Genomic DNA, 12,970 nt, shown 5'->3' with positions numbered 1-12,970 from the left:
GACGTCTGCAAGTACCACCAACCAAGGCGTTGGTGGTACTTGCAGACGCGTCAGCGCCCCGGCGCCAGTTCCTGGGCCAGTTCGACGGCGGCGCGGGCCGGGTCGTGGCCGAACCGGCTGCCGAACGCGTCGTGCACGCGCCATCCCGCGTGGGTGAGCGCACGCCAGCGAGCGAGATGCGCCCGTGCCCCGTCGGGGTGCGGGCGCGTCTCCACCGCCACCGCGTCTTCCTTCTCGCCCACGACGAGATCCACCCGCCACTGCCCCACCGGATAACCCGTCCGCACGGTCAGTCCCGCGGTCCTCAGTTCCTGCGCCAGCCGCGCCGTCCAGGCGTCGTCCGGTTCGGCCTCCGCGGTCTCCGTGGGCGCGATGCCCGCGTGCCGCAGGTATTCGCCGATCAGGCCGGGCGGTTCCGCGACGGACGTGATCACGTGCACCTGGCCGCGGGCACGGGTCGTCAGCACCGCGAGCAGGTTGCGGTCGTTCACGAACCGCCACGCGCCCGGTTTGTCGTCTGCGGCGAGGCTGATCACGACCTCGTCGAACTCGCCTCCCTGCACGCCGTGCACCGTGCCGGCGCGGACGCCGCCGGTCGTGATCTCGTCCAGCGTCAGCTCGCCCAGCAGCGCCTCCTCCAGGGCGTCGGCCTGCGCGCGGAACGGTGTCACGACGCCGATCGACCGCACGCCCGCGGCGACCCGTTTGCGCACGTGGGCCAGCACGGCGTCGACCTCGGCCTGGTTGACGCCCTTCGCGGTGCGCTCCCCTGGCACGAGTTCGGTGTCGATGCAGTCGACGTCCGCGATCGCCGGGTGCGTGGTCAGCAGTGCGATCTTGCCGTCGTAGAACTTCGCCGCCGCGAAGCCGATCAGGTGCGGAGCGCAGCGGTGGTGCTCGTCGAGCCAGTGCACGCCGGCGGTCGCGGCCGCCGCGTCGAACAGGCTGACCTTCGGCACGTCCAGCCGGTCGCGCAGGTCCTGGGTGCCCTCCGCGTCGACCGCCGCCTGCACGGCCTGATCGCTCACGAACGACACGTGCCGCAACTGCCGGGGATCGCCGCCGATCACCGCGGAACGCCCGCGCAGCAACGCGGGCGCGGCCAGCGGCTGGTCGACGTGGCTCGCCTCGTCGATGATCACCAGGTCGAACATGCCGGGCACGGCCGGCAGGATGTCCTCCACATCGGACAGCGTCCCGACCCACAACGGCAGTGCCGCCACGAGGTCCCGGCTGTCGATCTCGGCCAGCCCGCGCCGCCGGGCCGCCCGGCCCGATCGCAACGCCTTGGCCAGCGCGGCCACCGCCCTGCGCGCACCCGATCCGCGGCTGCTGACCGCGAACTCCTTGAGCCACGAGGACGTCGCCTGACGGCCCGCGATGTCCTGCTCCGCCAGCAACGGCCGCAGCTCGCGGAACGTCGTGCCGTTCGTTTCCGCGCGCACCAGGGCCGCGGTCTGTTCGGCGGCGTCGATCGCGGCCGCCAGGTCTTCCGTGGAGACCTCACCGGCTCCGGTCAGCTTTCGTGCCTTCTTCAACGCCCAGCCGGTCCTCAGTCCACCGAGGAATCCGGTGCGCGGCTGCAACAGTCCATGCAGCCCGACGAAATCCACACCGGCGTCGAACGCCCGAGGAGCCACCGCTCGATGTGCGGGCATCAACGCCTGATGCCGGCGAGCCTCGGCGGCCAGCAGTTCGTCGTTCAAAGCCGCCGCAACCGTGCGTTCGACCCGCGTGACAGCAGCGGCCGCGGCGCGCCGGGCTCGATCGAGTTCCTTCAGCCGGTCGGGCTCGCTGGTGGCGTCGAGGCCGTCGCTCAGCTCCCGTGCCATCTCCTGCCGCAGCTCCGAGTCACCGAACAGCGCGGGCACCGGCCCACCGGCGCGGCGCAACGCGGCACCGAGCACGTCGGCGGCGTTGCGTGTGCGGCTCGCGAGCAACACGGACTTTCCCGCTGCCACGGCGTCCAACGCCAACGCGGCGAGAGTGTGTGTCTTGCCGGACCCAGGAGGCCCGCCGACAACGGTGATCCGCGCACGCCGCGCGTGCTCAACGGCGCGTTCCTGACTGTGGCTCAACGGCAACGCGGAGCCGACCGGTTCCTCACGCTCGTCCGCTCGCTCACCCCATCCGTAGAGCGCCGCGAACGCCGTCTGGTCGACCTCGACCGCGCTCGCCCACTCGACCAGCGCCGTCCCGTGCTGGGTGGTCACGACGGGCTCACCGGCGTGCAGCCCCACCCCCATCGCGACCACCAGTTCCTGGCCGGAGATCGACGCCTTGGGGTCGCCGTGCACGATCGGCACGTCTCCGAACCCCGCCACCCGCAGGGTCTCGGTGATCCACTCCTCGGTGGGCTCGAGCGCCGCCTCCCGTTCCGCGGCCTTCGCCCAGTCGTCGAGCAGCGGGAACACCCCGGCGTCACCGGCGGCGTGAAAGGCGTAGTTCGCCCCCGTGCCGCGATGCAACCGCACGGGCCGTGACACCAGCGGCAGGCACACCCGCCGGCGTTGACCGGCGACCACCGCGGGCCCGGCCAGAAACGCCCAGCCCAGGCGCAGCAACCGGTCCTCCTGGTGCAACGCGTCGAACGCGGCGAGGTGCTGCACCTCGGCACGCGCGTGCCGGGGAGCGTTCCAGGTGATCGGCGCCAGGTCTCGCGTCGCGGTGATCGCCTGCCACCACGGCCCGTGGTCGCCGAGCCACAGCAGACCCGCGGCCTTGCTGAGGTCGAGCTGGACCTTCTGCGGCTGCTCGGCGGCGCTCAAGCGGGCGAGGGTGCGCAGGACAGCCGGAACGTTCACGGCGCCCATCGTGCCATCAGGACCGATGGCTCGACGGACGCCGTGTCACACAGCAGGTTGACCGTGTAGGTCTGGTCGATGTTGTCCGCGCTACCGCCCGTACGGCTGTGCAGCAGGTAGAGCTACCCGTCCGGCGCGACCAGGTTGACGATCAGGTCGCCCTTCGACTTTCGTACGGTTGTCAGCCGGCGAGCGCGAAAAGATCCCCAGGCTGACCCGACTGCTTCAACTGGGACAGGGACTGCTTCTCCAGCTGGCGGATCCGCTCACGGGTCAGGCCGAGCTCCTCGGCGACTTCCTGGAGCGTGCGCGCACGCCCGTCCTCCAAGCCGTACCGCAGGCGCATGATCCGGCCCTGCCGTTCCGGAAGGACGTCCAACAGTGACCGAACACCTTCGGTGAACTCCTGCTGTTCCACGAGTTCCGGCGCGGACACGCCGTCGGTGTCCTGGATCAGGTCGCCCAGCACCGAGTCGCCCTCGTCGCCGACCGGCGTCTCCAGCGACACGCACGAGCGGGCCGCGTCGCGCAGGTCCTGCACGCGCGTCGGCGAGCACTTGGCCTCGGCGGCGATCTCGTCGATCGTGGCCTCACGCCCGAGTGCCGCGGACAGCTTCTGCCCGATCTTCTTGAGCTTGTTGACCTCCTCCACCACGTGCACCGGGAGGCGGACCGTGCGGGTCTGCTCGGCGAGACCGCGTTCGATCGCCTGACGGATCCACCACATGGCGTAGGTGGAGAACTTGTAGCCCTTGGCGTAGTCGAACTTCTCGACCGCGCGGATCAGCCCCAGGTTGCCCTCCTGGACCACGTCCAGGAACGGCAGGCCGCGGAACGAGTGCTTCTTCGCGACCGACACGACCAGGCGCAGGTTCGCGCGGATCATGTGGTCCTTGGCGCGCTCGCCCTCGGCGACGATCCGGCGCAGCAGCCGCGGGTCGCGCGTCGTGTCCCCGCTCAGCAGCAGGTGCGCGGCGTAGACCCCGGCCTCGATGCGCCTGGACAGGTCGACCTCCTCCGCCGCGGTGAGCAACGGCGTGCCGCCCACATCGCGCAGGTACTGGCCGACCAGGTCCGCGTCCTGCTGGCCGGACGCGCGGTTCTTCAGATCTGCAGGCATGACAAATCCCCCCGTTTCCGTTGGCAGGTAGGTGTGACGGCCGGATGCGAGTTTCGTGTCGGTCGTCCGGTCGCCTCTTCAGGTCAACCGCCGCAGGCGATTCGGCCTGAAGCGGTGGCCGGATGGCCGACTCCTCGACGAAACTCGCCGCCGTCTGCGGAGCAGCGGCAGTCGAACACCGCTGCCTCGTGTGTAACGGTTCAGAGGTCCACTTCATTCCGCGGTTTTGGCTGTGACCTCAGCCTCACCTGCGTGATCGCGTGGTGCTCGACCTCCAGCACCTCGATCGTCCAGCCGGACACCTCCACCACGTCACCGGGTTCGTCCGGGATGCGGCCGAGGAGCACGAGCACCAGACCGGCGATGGTCGAGTACGGACCGGGCGGCGCCTCCCGCAGCTCGACACCGACGTCCACCAGGTCGTGCACCGGGAACGTGCCGGGCAACTCGATCGAACCGTCCGGGTCGGCCTTGATCGCGACCACGTCCGGGTCGGTCTCGTCGTAGATCTCGCCGACGATCTCCTCGAGCAGGTCCTCCAGCGTCACGATGCCGTCGACCGCGCCGTGCTCATCGACCACGAGCGCCATCTGCTCGTGCTCGGCCTTCATGCGCCGCAACGCGTCCGCGACCCGCACCGAGTCCGGCAGCACCATCGGCGGGCGCGCCACGTCCGCCAGTGCCACCGCGTCGTCGAGCAGATCGCGCAGGTGCACCACGCCGACCACGTCGTCCAGGTGACCGTCCTTCGTCACCGGCGCTCGTGAATGTCCCGACCTGGCCAAGACTTCCCGCGCGGTGGCGGTGTCCAAACCTGATTCGAGGATCGTCACCAGACGACGCGGCACCAGCACCTCGCGCAGCCGTCGTTCGTGGATCTCCAGTGCGCCGGTCATGATCTCGCGCTGTTCCGGGTTCAGGTGCTGTTGCACCTCAACGAGATCACGCAGCTCCTCCGGCGACATCTGTTCCTCTTCGACGTTCGGGTTGCCGCCGAAGATCCGCACCACCAGGTCGGTCGCCTTGCTGAGCAACCACACCACCGGCCGCGACACGGCCGACAGCAGGTCCAGTGGGCGAGCGATGATCTTCGACCAGCGCACCGCGTACTGCATCGCCAGGCGTTTCGGCGCCAGTTCCCCGAACACCAGCGTGACAAACGTGAGAACAACGGTCACCAATGCGATCGCGACACTGTTCGCCGCTCCACCGAGGAATCCCAGCAACGGCACGAGCGGCTGCGCGAGAGAGACGGCCGCTGTCGCGGAAGCCAGGAATCCGGACAGCGTGATGCCGATCTGGATGGTCGCGAAATACCTGTTCGGATCACGTGCGAGGCGCACGAGCGTGCGGTGCCCTTCGCGTTCCAACGACCGTAGTTGACCTTCGCGCAACGACACCAATGCCATCTCGCTGCCGGCGAATGCCGCGTTGAGCAAAACCAGTACCGCGACCAGCGCGAGGTTGAAGCCATAACCATCCACGAGTTTGGGGTAGCACGCGTAGTGGTAATTCGCACCCTGACGGCCATCTTGAGCAGCCAGGAGGGCCCGTGCCGAACGAGGTGGGGAGAGAGATGGACACCCCCGAGGTGCTGAGCGCCTCCGCGAGGACCCTGTACACCCTGCCGGAGGACGAGCCGGACCTCTCGACGATGCGCTCGTGGCTCAACACTCTGTTGCGGGACCTGACTGAGGACGTGCGGCTCGACATCTTGCTCGTGTGTACGGAGCTCGCCAGCAACTCCTATGAACACGCCGGCGGACCACGCGCCGTGCGGGTCCAACGACATACCGACTTCATCCGGGTCGAGGTCGATGACCACACACCGGCAGAGCTTCCGCAGCTCGGCCGGTCACGGCTCGGTGACACCCGCGGACGAGGTCTGATCCTGATCGCGAATCTCTCTCGTTGCTGGGGCACACGCGAGTTCACCGGCGGCAAGACCGTCTGGGCCGAGGTGAACGCATAGATCGTCTGTGCGTTTCGCACAGAGAAGTCATGACACCGCGCGGATGGGTCTTGCGACGAGTTGCCTCGACTCTCAATGCATGACAACTCACTCCGCAGTACGGCAGCTGGTGCGCCGCCCGGTGGTCCGGGCCGTGGTCGACCGCTGGCCGATCGTGATCGCACTGGTGATCTCGTTCGACTTCTGGCAGGTGCCGCTGGTGCCTCCCGTCTGGGCACTGCTGGCGATCCACGCGGCATACCTGCTCTGGGGCTGGCGGGCGCCGCGCGTGCAGCTCGTGGTGTTCGGCCTGTACCTGCTGCTGGCCGCCGCGGTGATCTTGGTGTCACCGGACACCGGCGTTCTGCTGATCGCCCTCGGGTGGGGCGCGCACGCCGTGTGGGATCTCGTGCACCACATCCGCAACGCTGTCGTGCCGCGCTGGTGGTCGGAGTTCTGCGGGGTGTTCGACCTGGTCATAGCGGTCACGATCCTGCTCAGGTGGCTCTAGGCTGATGGCGATGAACGATCTGCCGCACGCCGCGCTGCGCGGAACGCTGCACGTGCTGTGGGTGGGGTCCCTGGTCGTGCCGCTGCTGGCGGTGCTGCGCGACCCGTCGCCGATGCGCTGGCTCGGGATCCTCGGCCTGCTGGTGCTGGCCGTCGCGTACGCCGTGGCGTTGCGGGAGGCCAAGCTCTGGGTGCTGGTGGCCGCTGTCGCGCTCTCGATTCCGCTGGTCGCGCCGTTCGGTCCGGACGAGCTGTCGACGTGGGCGTGGATCGGTGGCGGTGCGGCCGGGTTCGCTCCCCTGCTCCTGAGCGGCGTCTGGCGCTGGATGGCGGCGATCGGCGCGGTCACCGTGTCCGGGCTGGTCGGCTTCTTCGTGACCCGTGACCAGCAGACCTACCAGTGGATCGCGATCGCGGTCGGCACCACGATCGTCGCCATGGCCGGGCTGCCGATGTGGTTCGCCGGGTTGCTGGCGCAGGCGCGGGCCGGGCGCGAGGCACAGGCGGAGCTGGCGGTGAGCGAGGAACGACTGCGGTTCGCCCGTGACGTGCACGACCTGCTGGGCCACCGGCTGACCGTGATCGCGCTGAAGTCCGAGCTGGCAGGGCGGCTGGCGGCGACCGACCCCGAGCGCTCGTCGTCGGAGGCGTTCGAAGCGCAGCGGCTGGCGTCGTCGGCGCTGGAAGAGGTGCGTGACGCGGTGCACGGCTACCGCGCGGTGAACCTGCCCGAACAACTGGAGGCCGTCCGGAACGTCATGCAGGAAGCAGGCATCCGGTACACCGTCTCGGACGTCCCGGTGCACGGAGAAGGCGCCACGCAGCTCGCCCTGGCGCTGCGCGAGGCCTGCACCAACGTGCTGCGGCACAGCCACGCGACGTGGTGCATGATCGACGTCGCTGTCGCTGAGGAGACCGGGGAGGTGCGGATGACCGTCACGAACGACGGCGCCGGTCCGGGCCCTTCCCGCGAGGGCAACGGCCTCCGCGGCATGACCGAACGACTGGCCGCGGTCGGCGGCCAGGTCACCGTCGAACGGGCCGCCGACGAGTTCACCCTGCAGGTCGTGGTGCCCGCGTGATCAGAGTGCTGCTGGCCGACGACGAGGAACTGATCCGCGACGCCCTGGCCGCGTTGCTGGACCTGGAACCGGATCTCGAGGTGGTGGCCCGCGCGGGCGACGGCCGGGCCGCCGTCGAGGCCGCGCGAGCCCACCGCCCGGACGTGGCCGTGGTCGACCTGCAGATGCCGGAGCTGGACGGCTTGGAGGTGACCGAGGAACTGGCGCGCGTGCTGCCGGCGTGCGCGGTGGTGATCCTGACCGGCCGCGGCCGCCCGCCGCACCTGCAGCAGGCCCTGCACGCGGGTGCGAAAGGCTTCCTGCCCAAGGGATCCCCCGGCGGCACCCTGGCCGACGTGATCCGCCGCGTGCACGCCGGCTCGCGCTGGGTGGACCCGGCCCTGGCCGCCGACGCCCTCGCCGCGCCGCCGTGCCCGCTGACGCAGCGGGAGCTGGAAGTGTTGCGGTTGAGCGAGTTCGGCACTCCCGTCGCGGAGATCGCCTCCCGCACCTCGCTGTCGGCCGGGACCGTGCGCAACCACCTGTCCGCCGTGGTCGCCAAACTCGGTGCGGCGAACCGTGCCGAGGCGTTCCAGCTCGCGCACGAGCACGGGTGGCTCTAGTGGCGTGGCGGTCACGGCACTAGCGACGCAGGCAGGCCGGCACGGTCAGCGTCGTCGGCCGTCCGTCCGTCAACGTGCGGACGCTCGCGCCGAGCAGCAGGTCACCCGCCCTGTCCAGCACGGCCCTGGCGACCCGGCTCCGGTCCTCGCCGCGTTCGAGCACGCGCATGATCCGGGTTCCCGTGCCGACCGCCTTCGTCCAGGCCTTCGATCGCGGCACCTCCAGCCAGTCCGCGACCTCCTCGTCGACGACCTGGCGCACCATCGCCGCCACGACGCCGTCGAACGCCCTGCCGGGCACGAACTTCTCGTACAGCTCGATCAGGTTCCTGGTGAGCTCGACGCCTTCCTCCGACGGCGCGTACGAGGCGCGCACCATGCTCGCGCTGAGCTCTTCCGCCTGTCGCAACGTCTCCGGCATGACGTCCGGCCGGATGCCGAGCACCGCGCCCGCGACGCGCCAGACGTGGTAGTAGTCCTCCGCCTCGGTTCCGGTGACGGAGACGCCGATCCGGCGCATGCCGTCGATCACCTGGACGGAGAAGATCAGCAGCGCGCCGAGCAGGTCCTGCTGGCACACCGGAACGCCGTCCTCGTCGTGGTCCCACTCCGGCGACCGGCCGACGAAGTAGCGGACCGCCGCGTGGATCAGCCGGGTCTTCTGGATGGTCGGCACGAACGATCCACCTGTGCCGAAAGCGTTGGGCTCCATCATGTTCAGCACGAACTGCGAAGTCTCCGACAGCCTTCGGTGCGGCTGGTTCAGCCGGTGCGTGAGGGTGAGGACCCTGGACGGCCGCGGCTGCGCGTAGCAGTTGACCATCGCGCCGAACGACAGCACCGACGCCACGTGCACGCCGTCGTCGATGAAGAACTCGTGCGCGCGGGCAACGCGTTCCTCGTCCATCCACGCGGGCGGTTCGTCCGTGGCGATCAGGTACTCCCGGACGCTGTCCGGGAGGTTCTCCGGGATCGGCTCGTCGTTGCCGCGGAACTCCTGCAGCACCCGGTTGACCTCGTTCAGGCTGCCGCTCTCGACCAGGTCCGCGATCACGGCGTCGGCGAGCGGGTCGCCCTCGTACTTCAGCGCGTGCAGGTCCACCGGGCGAGCGTAGGGGCGCGTTCGCGGGCCTGATCCTGTTGATCACCTCTTCGGCCCAGTGATTCCACACGTTCTGGTTGCCCGGTGGGGTAGGAACGACGCGTCGTGGTGATTCTCAACGGGGGACGTCGTGAGCGAGCACGCCATCAGGCTGGTGGAGATCTCCCTGACCGCGGCGCAGGCGTCACGGCGCGCCGACGTGGTCCGGACGTGGCTGCTGGAACGCGGGGTGATCACCAGGAACCCGGTCCGGGACGCGGTCATGGCGCCGAGTGAGTTCCGCGCCGGCCCGCACCGCTCAGCTGCCGCGGCTGAGGCGGACCGCTGGGTCGGTGGCGGTCACACCGGTGTGGACGTGGTGTCCGAGCGGCAGGTGCACCACGCGTTCGGGAACTACGAACCGCCGCTGTGCCCGCATTGTGCGTGCGCGGCCATCAGCGAGTCCGACCACCACGCGTTGGTCGAACCTTGGCTGTACGAGCGGGTCGAGGCCGCGGTGCGCTGTGTCGCCTGTGGACGTTCATCGCTCGTTGGCGACCTTCGCGGACAGTGGTCGTTCCACATCGGGGACCTGGCTGTGGTCTTCCACAACTGGCCGCCGCTGCGGGACGAGTTCGTGGCTGGGCTGGGAGCGGTGATGGGCCCTCGCACCCGCGTGGTGGTGGACCGCACGTGAAGCTGCTCAGTTCGCGCTGTCGGGCGAAGTGAGCACGTCGAACGCGTGCTTTCGGTGCTCCGCGAACAACTTCAGCGCACCCTCCACGTTCCCGAGCCGCAGCGCCGCCACCAGGTCGCGGTGCTCCGACCGGATCTGCTCCAGATACCCGTCCGTGCTCACGTTCACCCGCGTGATCAGGAACAGGTGCACCTGCGACCGAATCGCCTCCCACGCCTGCGCCAGCCGTGAGTGGGCGGCGGCCGCGTACACCGCGTCGTGGAACGCGATGTCGCACCGCACCATCTCGTGTGCTGTCGCGGCACGGTCCATCTCGGCGGCGGCCTTCTCGATCTCGTCCAGGGAGCCGCCGACGGCCACGACCCTGCGGACGGCCAAGGCCTCCAGGGCGCCCCGCAGGCTGTCCAGCTCGGCGACGTCCTGGAGCGACAGCACGGCCACGGTGGCGCCGCGGTGCCACTCGGCGCGGACGAGTCCCTCGCCTTCCAGCGACCGGATGGCTTCTCGAACCGGGCCGCGGCTGACCTCCAGGGCCTCCGACAGCTCCACCTCGCGCAGGGCGGTGCCCGGCGGGTAGCGGCCGTCGAAGATCGCCTCACGGATCACGTCCGCGACTTCGCTGCTCAGGCCCCTGCGGCGGGCCGGTCCCAGAGTCACGGTGCAATGTTAACAAGCACACAAAGCAACATCTTGTAGCAATGTTAACATTCCTACATGCCGAACATCCCACGCTTCCACCTCGCCATGCCCGTCGACGACCTGAACGCCGCCCGCCACTTCTACGGCGAGACGCTCGGCCTGGAGCAGGGCCGCAGCTCCGACACGTGGATCGACTGGAACCTGCACGGCCACCAGTTCGTCACGCACCTCGCGCCGAAGACCGAGCGGGTCAGCAACCCCGTCGACGGCCACGACGTGCCGGTCCCCCACTTCGGCCTGGTGCTGACCGTCGACGACTTCCACACGCTCGCGGGCAAGCTCACGGACGCCGGCACGAAGTTCGTCATCGAGCCGTACGTGCGGTTCAAGGGCGAGCCCGGCGAGCAGTGGACGATGTTCCTGCTGGACCCGGCGGGCAACGCGCTGGAGTTCAAGGCCTTCGCGGACGACTCCCAGGTGTTCGCGGTCTGAACGAGGCCGGGTGAAGAACACCAAAAAATCTTGCACGACGCGCAAGTTTCTGTAGCGTGGAGGTGACGCCGAGCCACGACTTGGTCACGCCAGGTCAGACAGGGAGAGGCCATGACCACGGCCGAGCGGCAGCGCAGCGCTCAGGAGCTCATCCGTCCGCAGCTGCCGGCAGAACTCACCGAGAAGCGCGCCGGGTGCCCGTTCGACCCGGCCACCGGGCTGACCGAGTTGAGCGGGCACGGGCACGTTCACCGGATCGAGCACAACGGCGACACCGTCTGGCTCGTCACCGGGCACGACGAGGCACGGGCGGTGCTGGCCGAGCCGAAGATGAGCTCGGACCGGATCAACAGCCCGCGGGCGCGCAGGCTCATCTCGCCGGAGCTGCACGCCGAGCTGTTCCCGCCGGAACGCCGCGCCGGGTCGTTCATCTTCATGGACGCCCCCGAGCACACCCGCTACCGCAAGCTGCTGACCGGGCAGTTCACCGTGCGCAGGATGCGGGACCTGGCGCCGCGCGTGATCGAGATCGTCACCGCCCAGCTCGACGCCATGATCGAGAAGGGGGCGCCGGCCGATCTCGTGCACGACTTCGCGCTACCGGTGCCGTCCCTGGTGATCTGCGAGCTGCTGGGGGTCGACTACGGCGACCGCGAGGAGTTCCAGCGCCGCACGTCCAAGCTGCTCAGTCTCAACACGACGGTCGACGAGCAGATCAAGAACACCACCGAGCTGCGCCGCTTCATGCAGACGCTGGTCCGCGCCAAGCAGGCGAACCCCGGCGACGACCTGTTGTCCGGGCTGGTGCGCGACACCGACCTCAACGAGGACGAGCTGGTCGGCATCGCGAACCTGCTGCTCATCGCGGGCCACGAGACGACGGCGAACATGCTGGCGCTCGGCACGTTCGCGCTGCTCGAACACCCGGAGGAGTTCACCAAGCTGCGGGAGCACCCCGAGCTGATCGACAACGCCGTCGAGGAGCTGCTGCGCTACCTGTCGATCATCAGCATGGGCGTCGCACGGCACGCGACGGAGGACGTCGTGATCGGCGGCGCCATCATCAAGGCCGGTGAGACGGTCGTGGTGTCGGTGCCAGCGGTCAACCGCGACGAGAGCCAGTACGACGACCCGCACGAGCTGAGGATCGACCGGCCGCGCGGCCACCACGTCGCGTTCGGGCACGGCATCCACCAGTGCCTCGGCCAGCAGCTCGCGCGCGTGGAGATGGCCGTCGGGTTCACCGAGCTGCTGCGCCGGTTGCCGACGCTCAAGCTCGCCGTGCCCGCGGACGAGGTGCCGCTGCGGACCGACATGTCGATCTACGGCGTGCACTCCCTGCCCGTCACCTGGTGAACGCGCTCACCTGGTGAAACCGGAGCCGAGCTGGTCGATCATCCGCTTGACCAGCTCGGCGGCCGTGTACCGCTCGGACGCGGACGGCGTGTCGAGCCACCACTGCACCACGGCGCGCAACGTCGCGAGGATCGCCGACGCCGTCACCGCCGGATACGGATCCTGACCAGGATCAACGCCGCACCGCACCGCGATCGCCGCGGTCAGCTCCTGCTCACGTGCCGAGTAGGCGGCGAACACGTACGGCAGCAGCGCGGGGTGCCGGCGCAGTTCGCGCAGTCCGCGCAGCCGTTCGAGATCGACGTGCCGCGGATAGACCGAGTTGAGCGCTTCGCTCAAGGCGACCAGCACGGACTCGTTCAGGGGCCGCGCGGTGAACTCACGCACCAACGTCTCGGCCATCAGCGTGTCGCCGGCCATGACGGCTTCCTCTTTCGAGGAGAAGTAGTTGAAGAACGTCCGCAACGAGACCCCGGCCGTCCGCGCGATCTGCTCGACCGTCACCCGGTCGTAGCCGTGTTCGACGCAGAGGCTCCACGCGGCATCACCCAGCGCCACCCTGGTCGCAGCCTTCTTGCGTTCACGCAGGCCCGTCATGGCGGAAAGATTAAAGCGTACCGGAAATTGGTATAGACC

General features: G+C 69.4%; 13 protein-coding genes. 7 read left to right on the top strand and 6 right to left on the bottom strand.

The window, feature by feature from the left end; translation table 11 throughout:
* Positions 1-50: 50 nt before the first annotated feature.
* From SK803_RS07860 to SK803_RS07850, 3 genes are all read right to left on the bottom strand, one after another.
* Positions 51-2,804, bottom strand: coding sequence for an AAA domain-containing protein (locus tag SK803_RS07860; protein ID WP_319965132.1), 2,754 nt, complete (start codon positions 2,802-2,804; stop codon positions 51-53).
* 181 nt (positions 2,805-2,985) lie between these two features.
* The gene (locus SK803_RS07855; protein WP_319965130.1) at positions 2,986-3,924 is read right to left on the bottom strand and encodes a sigma-70 family RNA polymerase sigma factor; all 939 of its coding nucleotides are present in this window, start codon (positions 3,922-3,924) and stop codon (positions 2,986-2,988) included.
* Positions 3,925-4,124: 200 nt separating this feature from the next.
* Positions 4,125-5,408: a hemolysin family protein gene (locus SK803_RS07850; RefSeq protein WP_319965129.1), complete on the bottom strand. Its 1,284-nt coding sequence runs from the start codon at positions 5,406-5,408 to the stop codon at positions 4,125-4,127.
* Between the two features lie 92 nt (positions 5,409-5,500).
* On the opposite strand from SK803_RS07850, the gene SK803_RS07845 reads away from it, so the two are divergent.
* From SK803_RS07845 to SK803_RS07830, 4 genes are all read left to right on the top strand, one after another.
* Positions 5,501-5,896, top strand: a complete 396-nt coding sequence (locus SK803_RS07845; RefSeq protein ID WP_319965128.1) for an ATP-binding protein — start codon at positions 5,501-5,503, stop codon at positions 5,894-5,896.
* Between the two features lie 79 nt (positions 5,897-5,975).
* A complete protein-coding gene (locus SK803_RS07840; RefSeq protein ID WP_319965127.1) occupies positions 5,976-6,386 on the top strand; it encodes a hypothetical protein in 411 nt (136 codons plus the stop codon).
* 10 nt (positions 6,387-6,396) lie between these two features.
* Positions 6,397-7,467 carry a sensor histidine kinase gene (locus tag SK803_RS07835; protein ID WP_319965126.1) on the top strand — a complete coding sequence of 357 codons (1,071 nt, stop codon included), beginning with the start codon at positions 6,397-6,399 and terminating at the stop codon, positions 7,465-7,467.
* Complete coding sequence (locus SK803_RS07830) at positions 7,464-8,069, top strand: response regulator transcription factor (RefSeq protein WP_319965125.1); 606 nt, start codon at positions 7,464-7,466, stop codon at positions 8,067-8,069. Before SK803_RS07835 ends, SK803_RS07830 begins: the two co-directional genes overlap by 4 nt.
* A 19-nt stretch (positions 8,070-8,088) precedes the next feature.
* Here the strand turns inward: SK803_RS07830 and SK803_RS07825 are convergent, their stop codons facing one another.
* On the bottom strand, positions 8,089-9,171 hold the full coding sequence (locus SK803_RS07825; RefSeq protein ID WP_319965124.1) for an oxygenase MpaB family protein: 1,083 nt from the start codon (positions 9,169-9,171) through the stop codon (positions 8,089-8,091).
* 130 nt (positions 9,172-9,301) lie between these two features.
* On the opposite strand from SK803_RS07825, the gene SK803_RS07820 reads away from it, so the two are divergent.
* Complete coding sequence (locus tag SK803_RS07820; protein WP_319965122.1) at positions 9,302-9,847, top strand: hypothetical protein; 546 nt, start codon at positions 9,302-9,304, stop codon at positions 9,845-9,847.
* A gap of 6 nt (positions 9,848-9,853) precedes the next feature.
* On the opposite strand, the gene SK803_RS07815 is transcribed toward SK803_RS07820, so the two are convergent.
* The gene (locus tag SK803_RS07815; RefSeq protein WP_406601499.1) at positions 9,854-10,498 is read right to left on the bottom strand and encodes a GntR family transcriptional regulator; all 645 of its coding nucleotides are present in this window, start codon (positions 10,496-10,498) and stop codon (positions 9,854-9,856) included.
* Positions 10,499-10,561: 63 nt separating this feature from the next.
* Between SK803_RS07815 and SK803_RS07810 the strand changes: the two genes are divergently transcribed.
* Together SK803_RS07810 and SK803_RS07805 are read left to right on the top strand one after the other, a co-directional pair.
* Complete coding sequence (locus SK803_RS07810) at positions 10,562-10,978, top strand: VOC family protein (RefSeq protein ID WP_319965119.1); 417 nt, start codon at positions 10,562-10,564, stop codon at positions 10,976-10,978.
* A 111-nt stretch (positions 10,979-11,089) separates the two neighbouring features.
* Entirely contained in the window at positions 11,090-12,334 is a 1,245-nt protein-coding gene (locus SK803_RS07805) for a cytochrome P450 (protein ID WP_319965118.1), read from the top strand.
* A gap of 6 nt (positions 12,335-12,340) precedes the next feature.
* Here the strand turns inward: SK803_RS07805 and SK803_RS07800 are convergent, their stop codons facing one another.
* A complete protein-coding gene (locus SK803_RS07800; RefSeq protein WP_319965117.1) occupies positions 12,341-12,931 on the bottom strand; it encodes a TetR/AcrR family transcriptional regulator in 591 nt (196 codons plus the stop codon).
* Between the last annotated feature and the right edge of the window lie 39 nt (positions 12,932-12,970).

Origin of the sequence: Lentzea miocenica, assembly GCF_033949945.1 — a bacterium.
Classification (GTDB): Bacteria; Actinomycetota; Actinomycetes; order Mycobacteriales; family Pseudonocardiaceae; genus Lentzea; species Lentzea miocenica.
The sequence above is the reverse complement of the archived record's forward strand: the minus strand, read 5'-3'. Positions and strand labels throughout refer to the sequence as shown.

Coding starts and splice junctions, on each gene's coding strand:
- SK803_RS07855 (WP_319965130.1), bottom strand. CDS start 3,924: ATGCCTGCAGATCTGAAGAACCGCGCGTCCGGCCAGCAGGACGCGGAC.
- SK803_RS07845 (WP_319965128.1), top strand. CDS start 5,501: ATGGACACCCCCGAGGTGCTGAGCGCCTCCGCGAGGACCCTGTACACC.
- SK803_RS07840 (WP_319965127.1), top strand. CDS start 5,976: ATGACAACTCACTCCGCAGTACGGCAGCTGGTGCGCCGCCCGGTGGTC.
- SK803_RS07835 (WP_319965126.1), top strand. CDS start 6,397: ATGAACGATCTGCCGCACGCCGCGCTGCGCGGAACGCTGCACGTGCTG.
- SK803_RS07810 (WP_319965119.1), top strand. CDS start 10,562: ATGCCGAACATCCCACGCTTCCACCTCGCCATGCCCGTCGACGACCTG.
- SK803_RS07805 (WP_319965118.1), top strand. CDS start 11,090: ATGACCACGGCCGAGCGGCAGCGCAGCGCTCAGGAGCTCATCCGTCCG.
- SK803_RS07800 (WP_319965117.1), bottom strand. CDS start 12,931: ATGACGGGCCTGCGTGAACGCAAGAAGGCTGCGACCAGGGTGGCGCTG.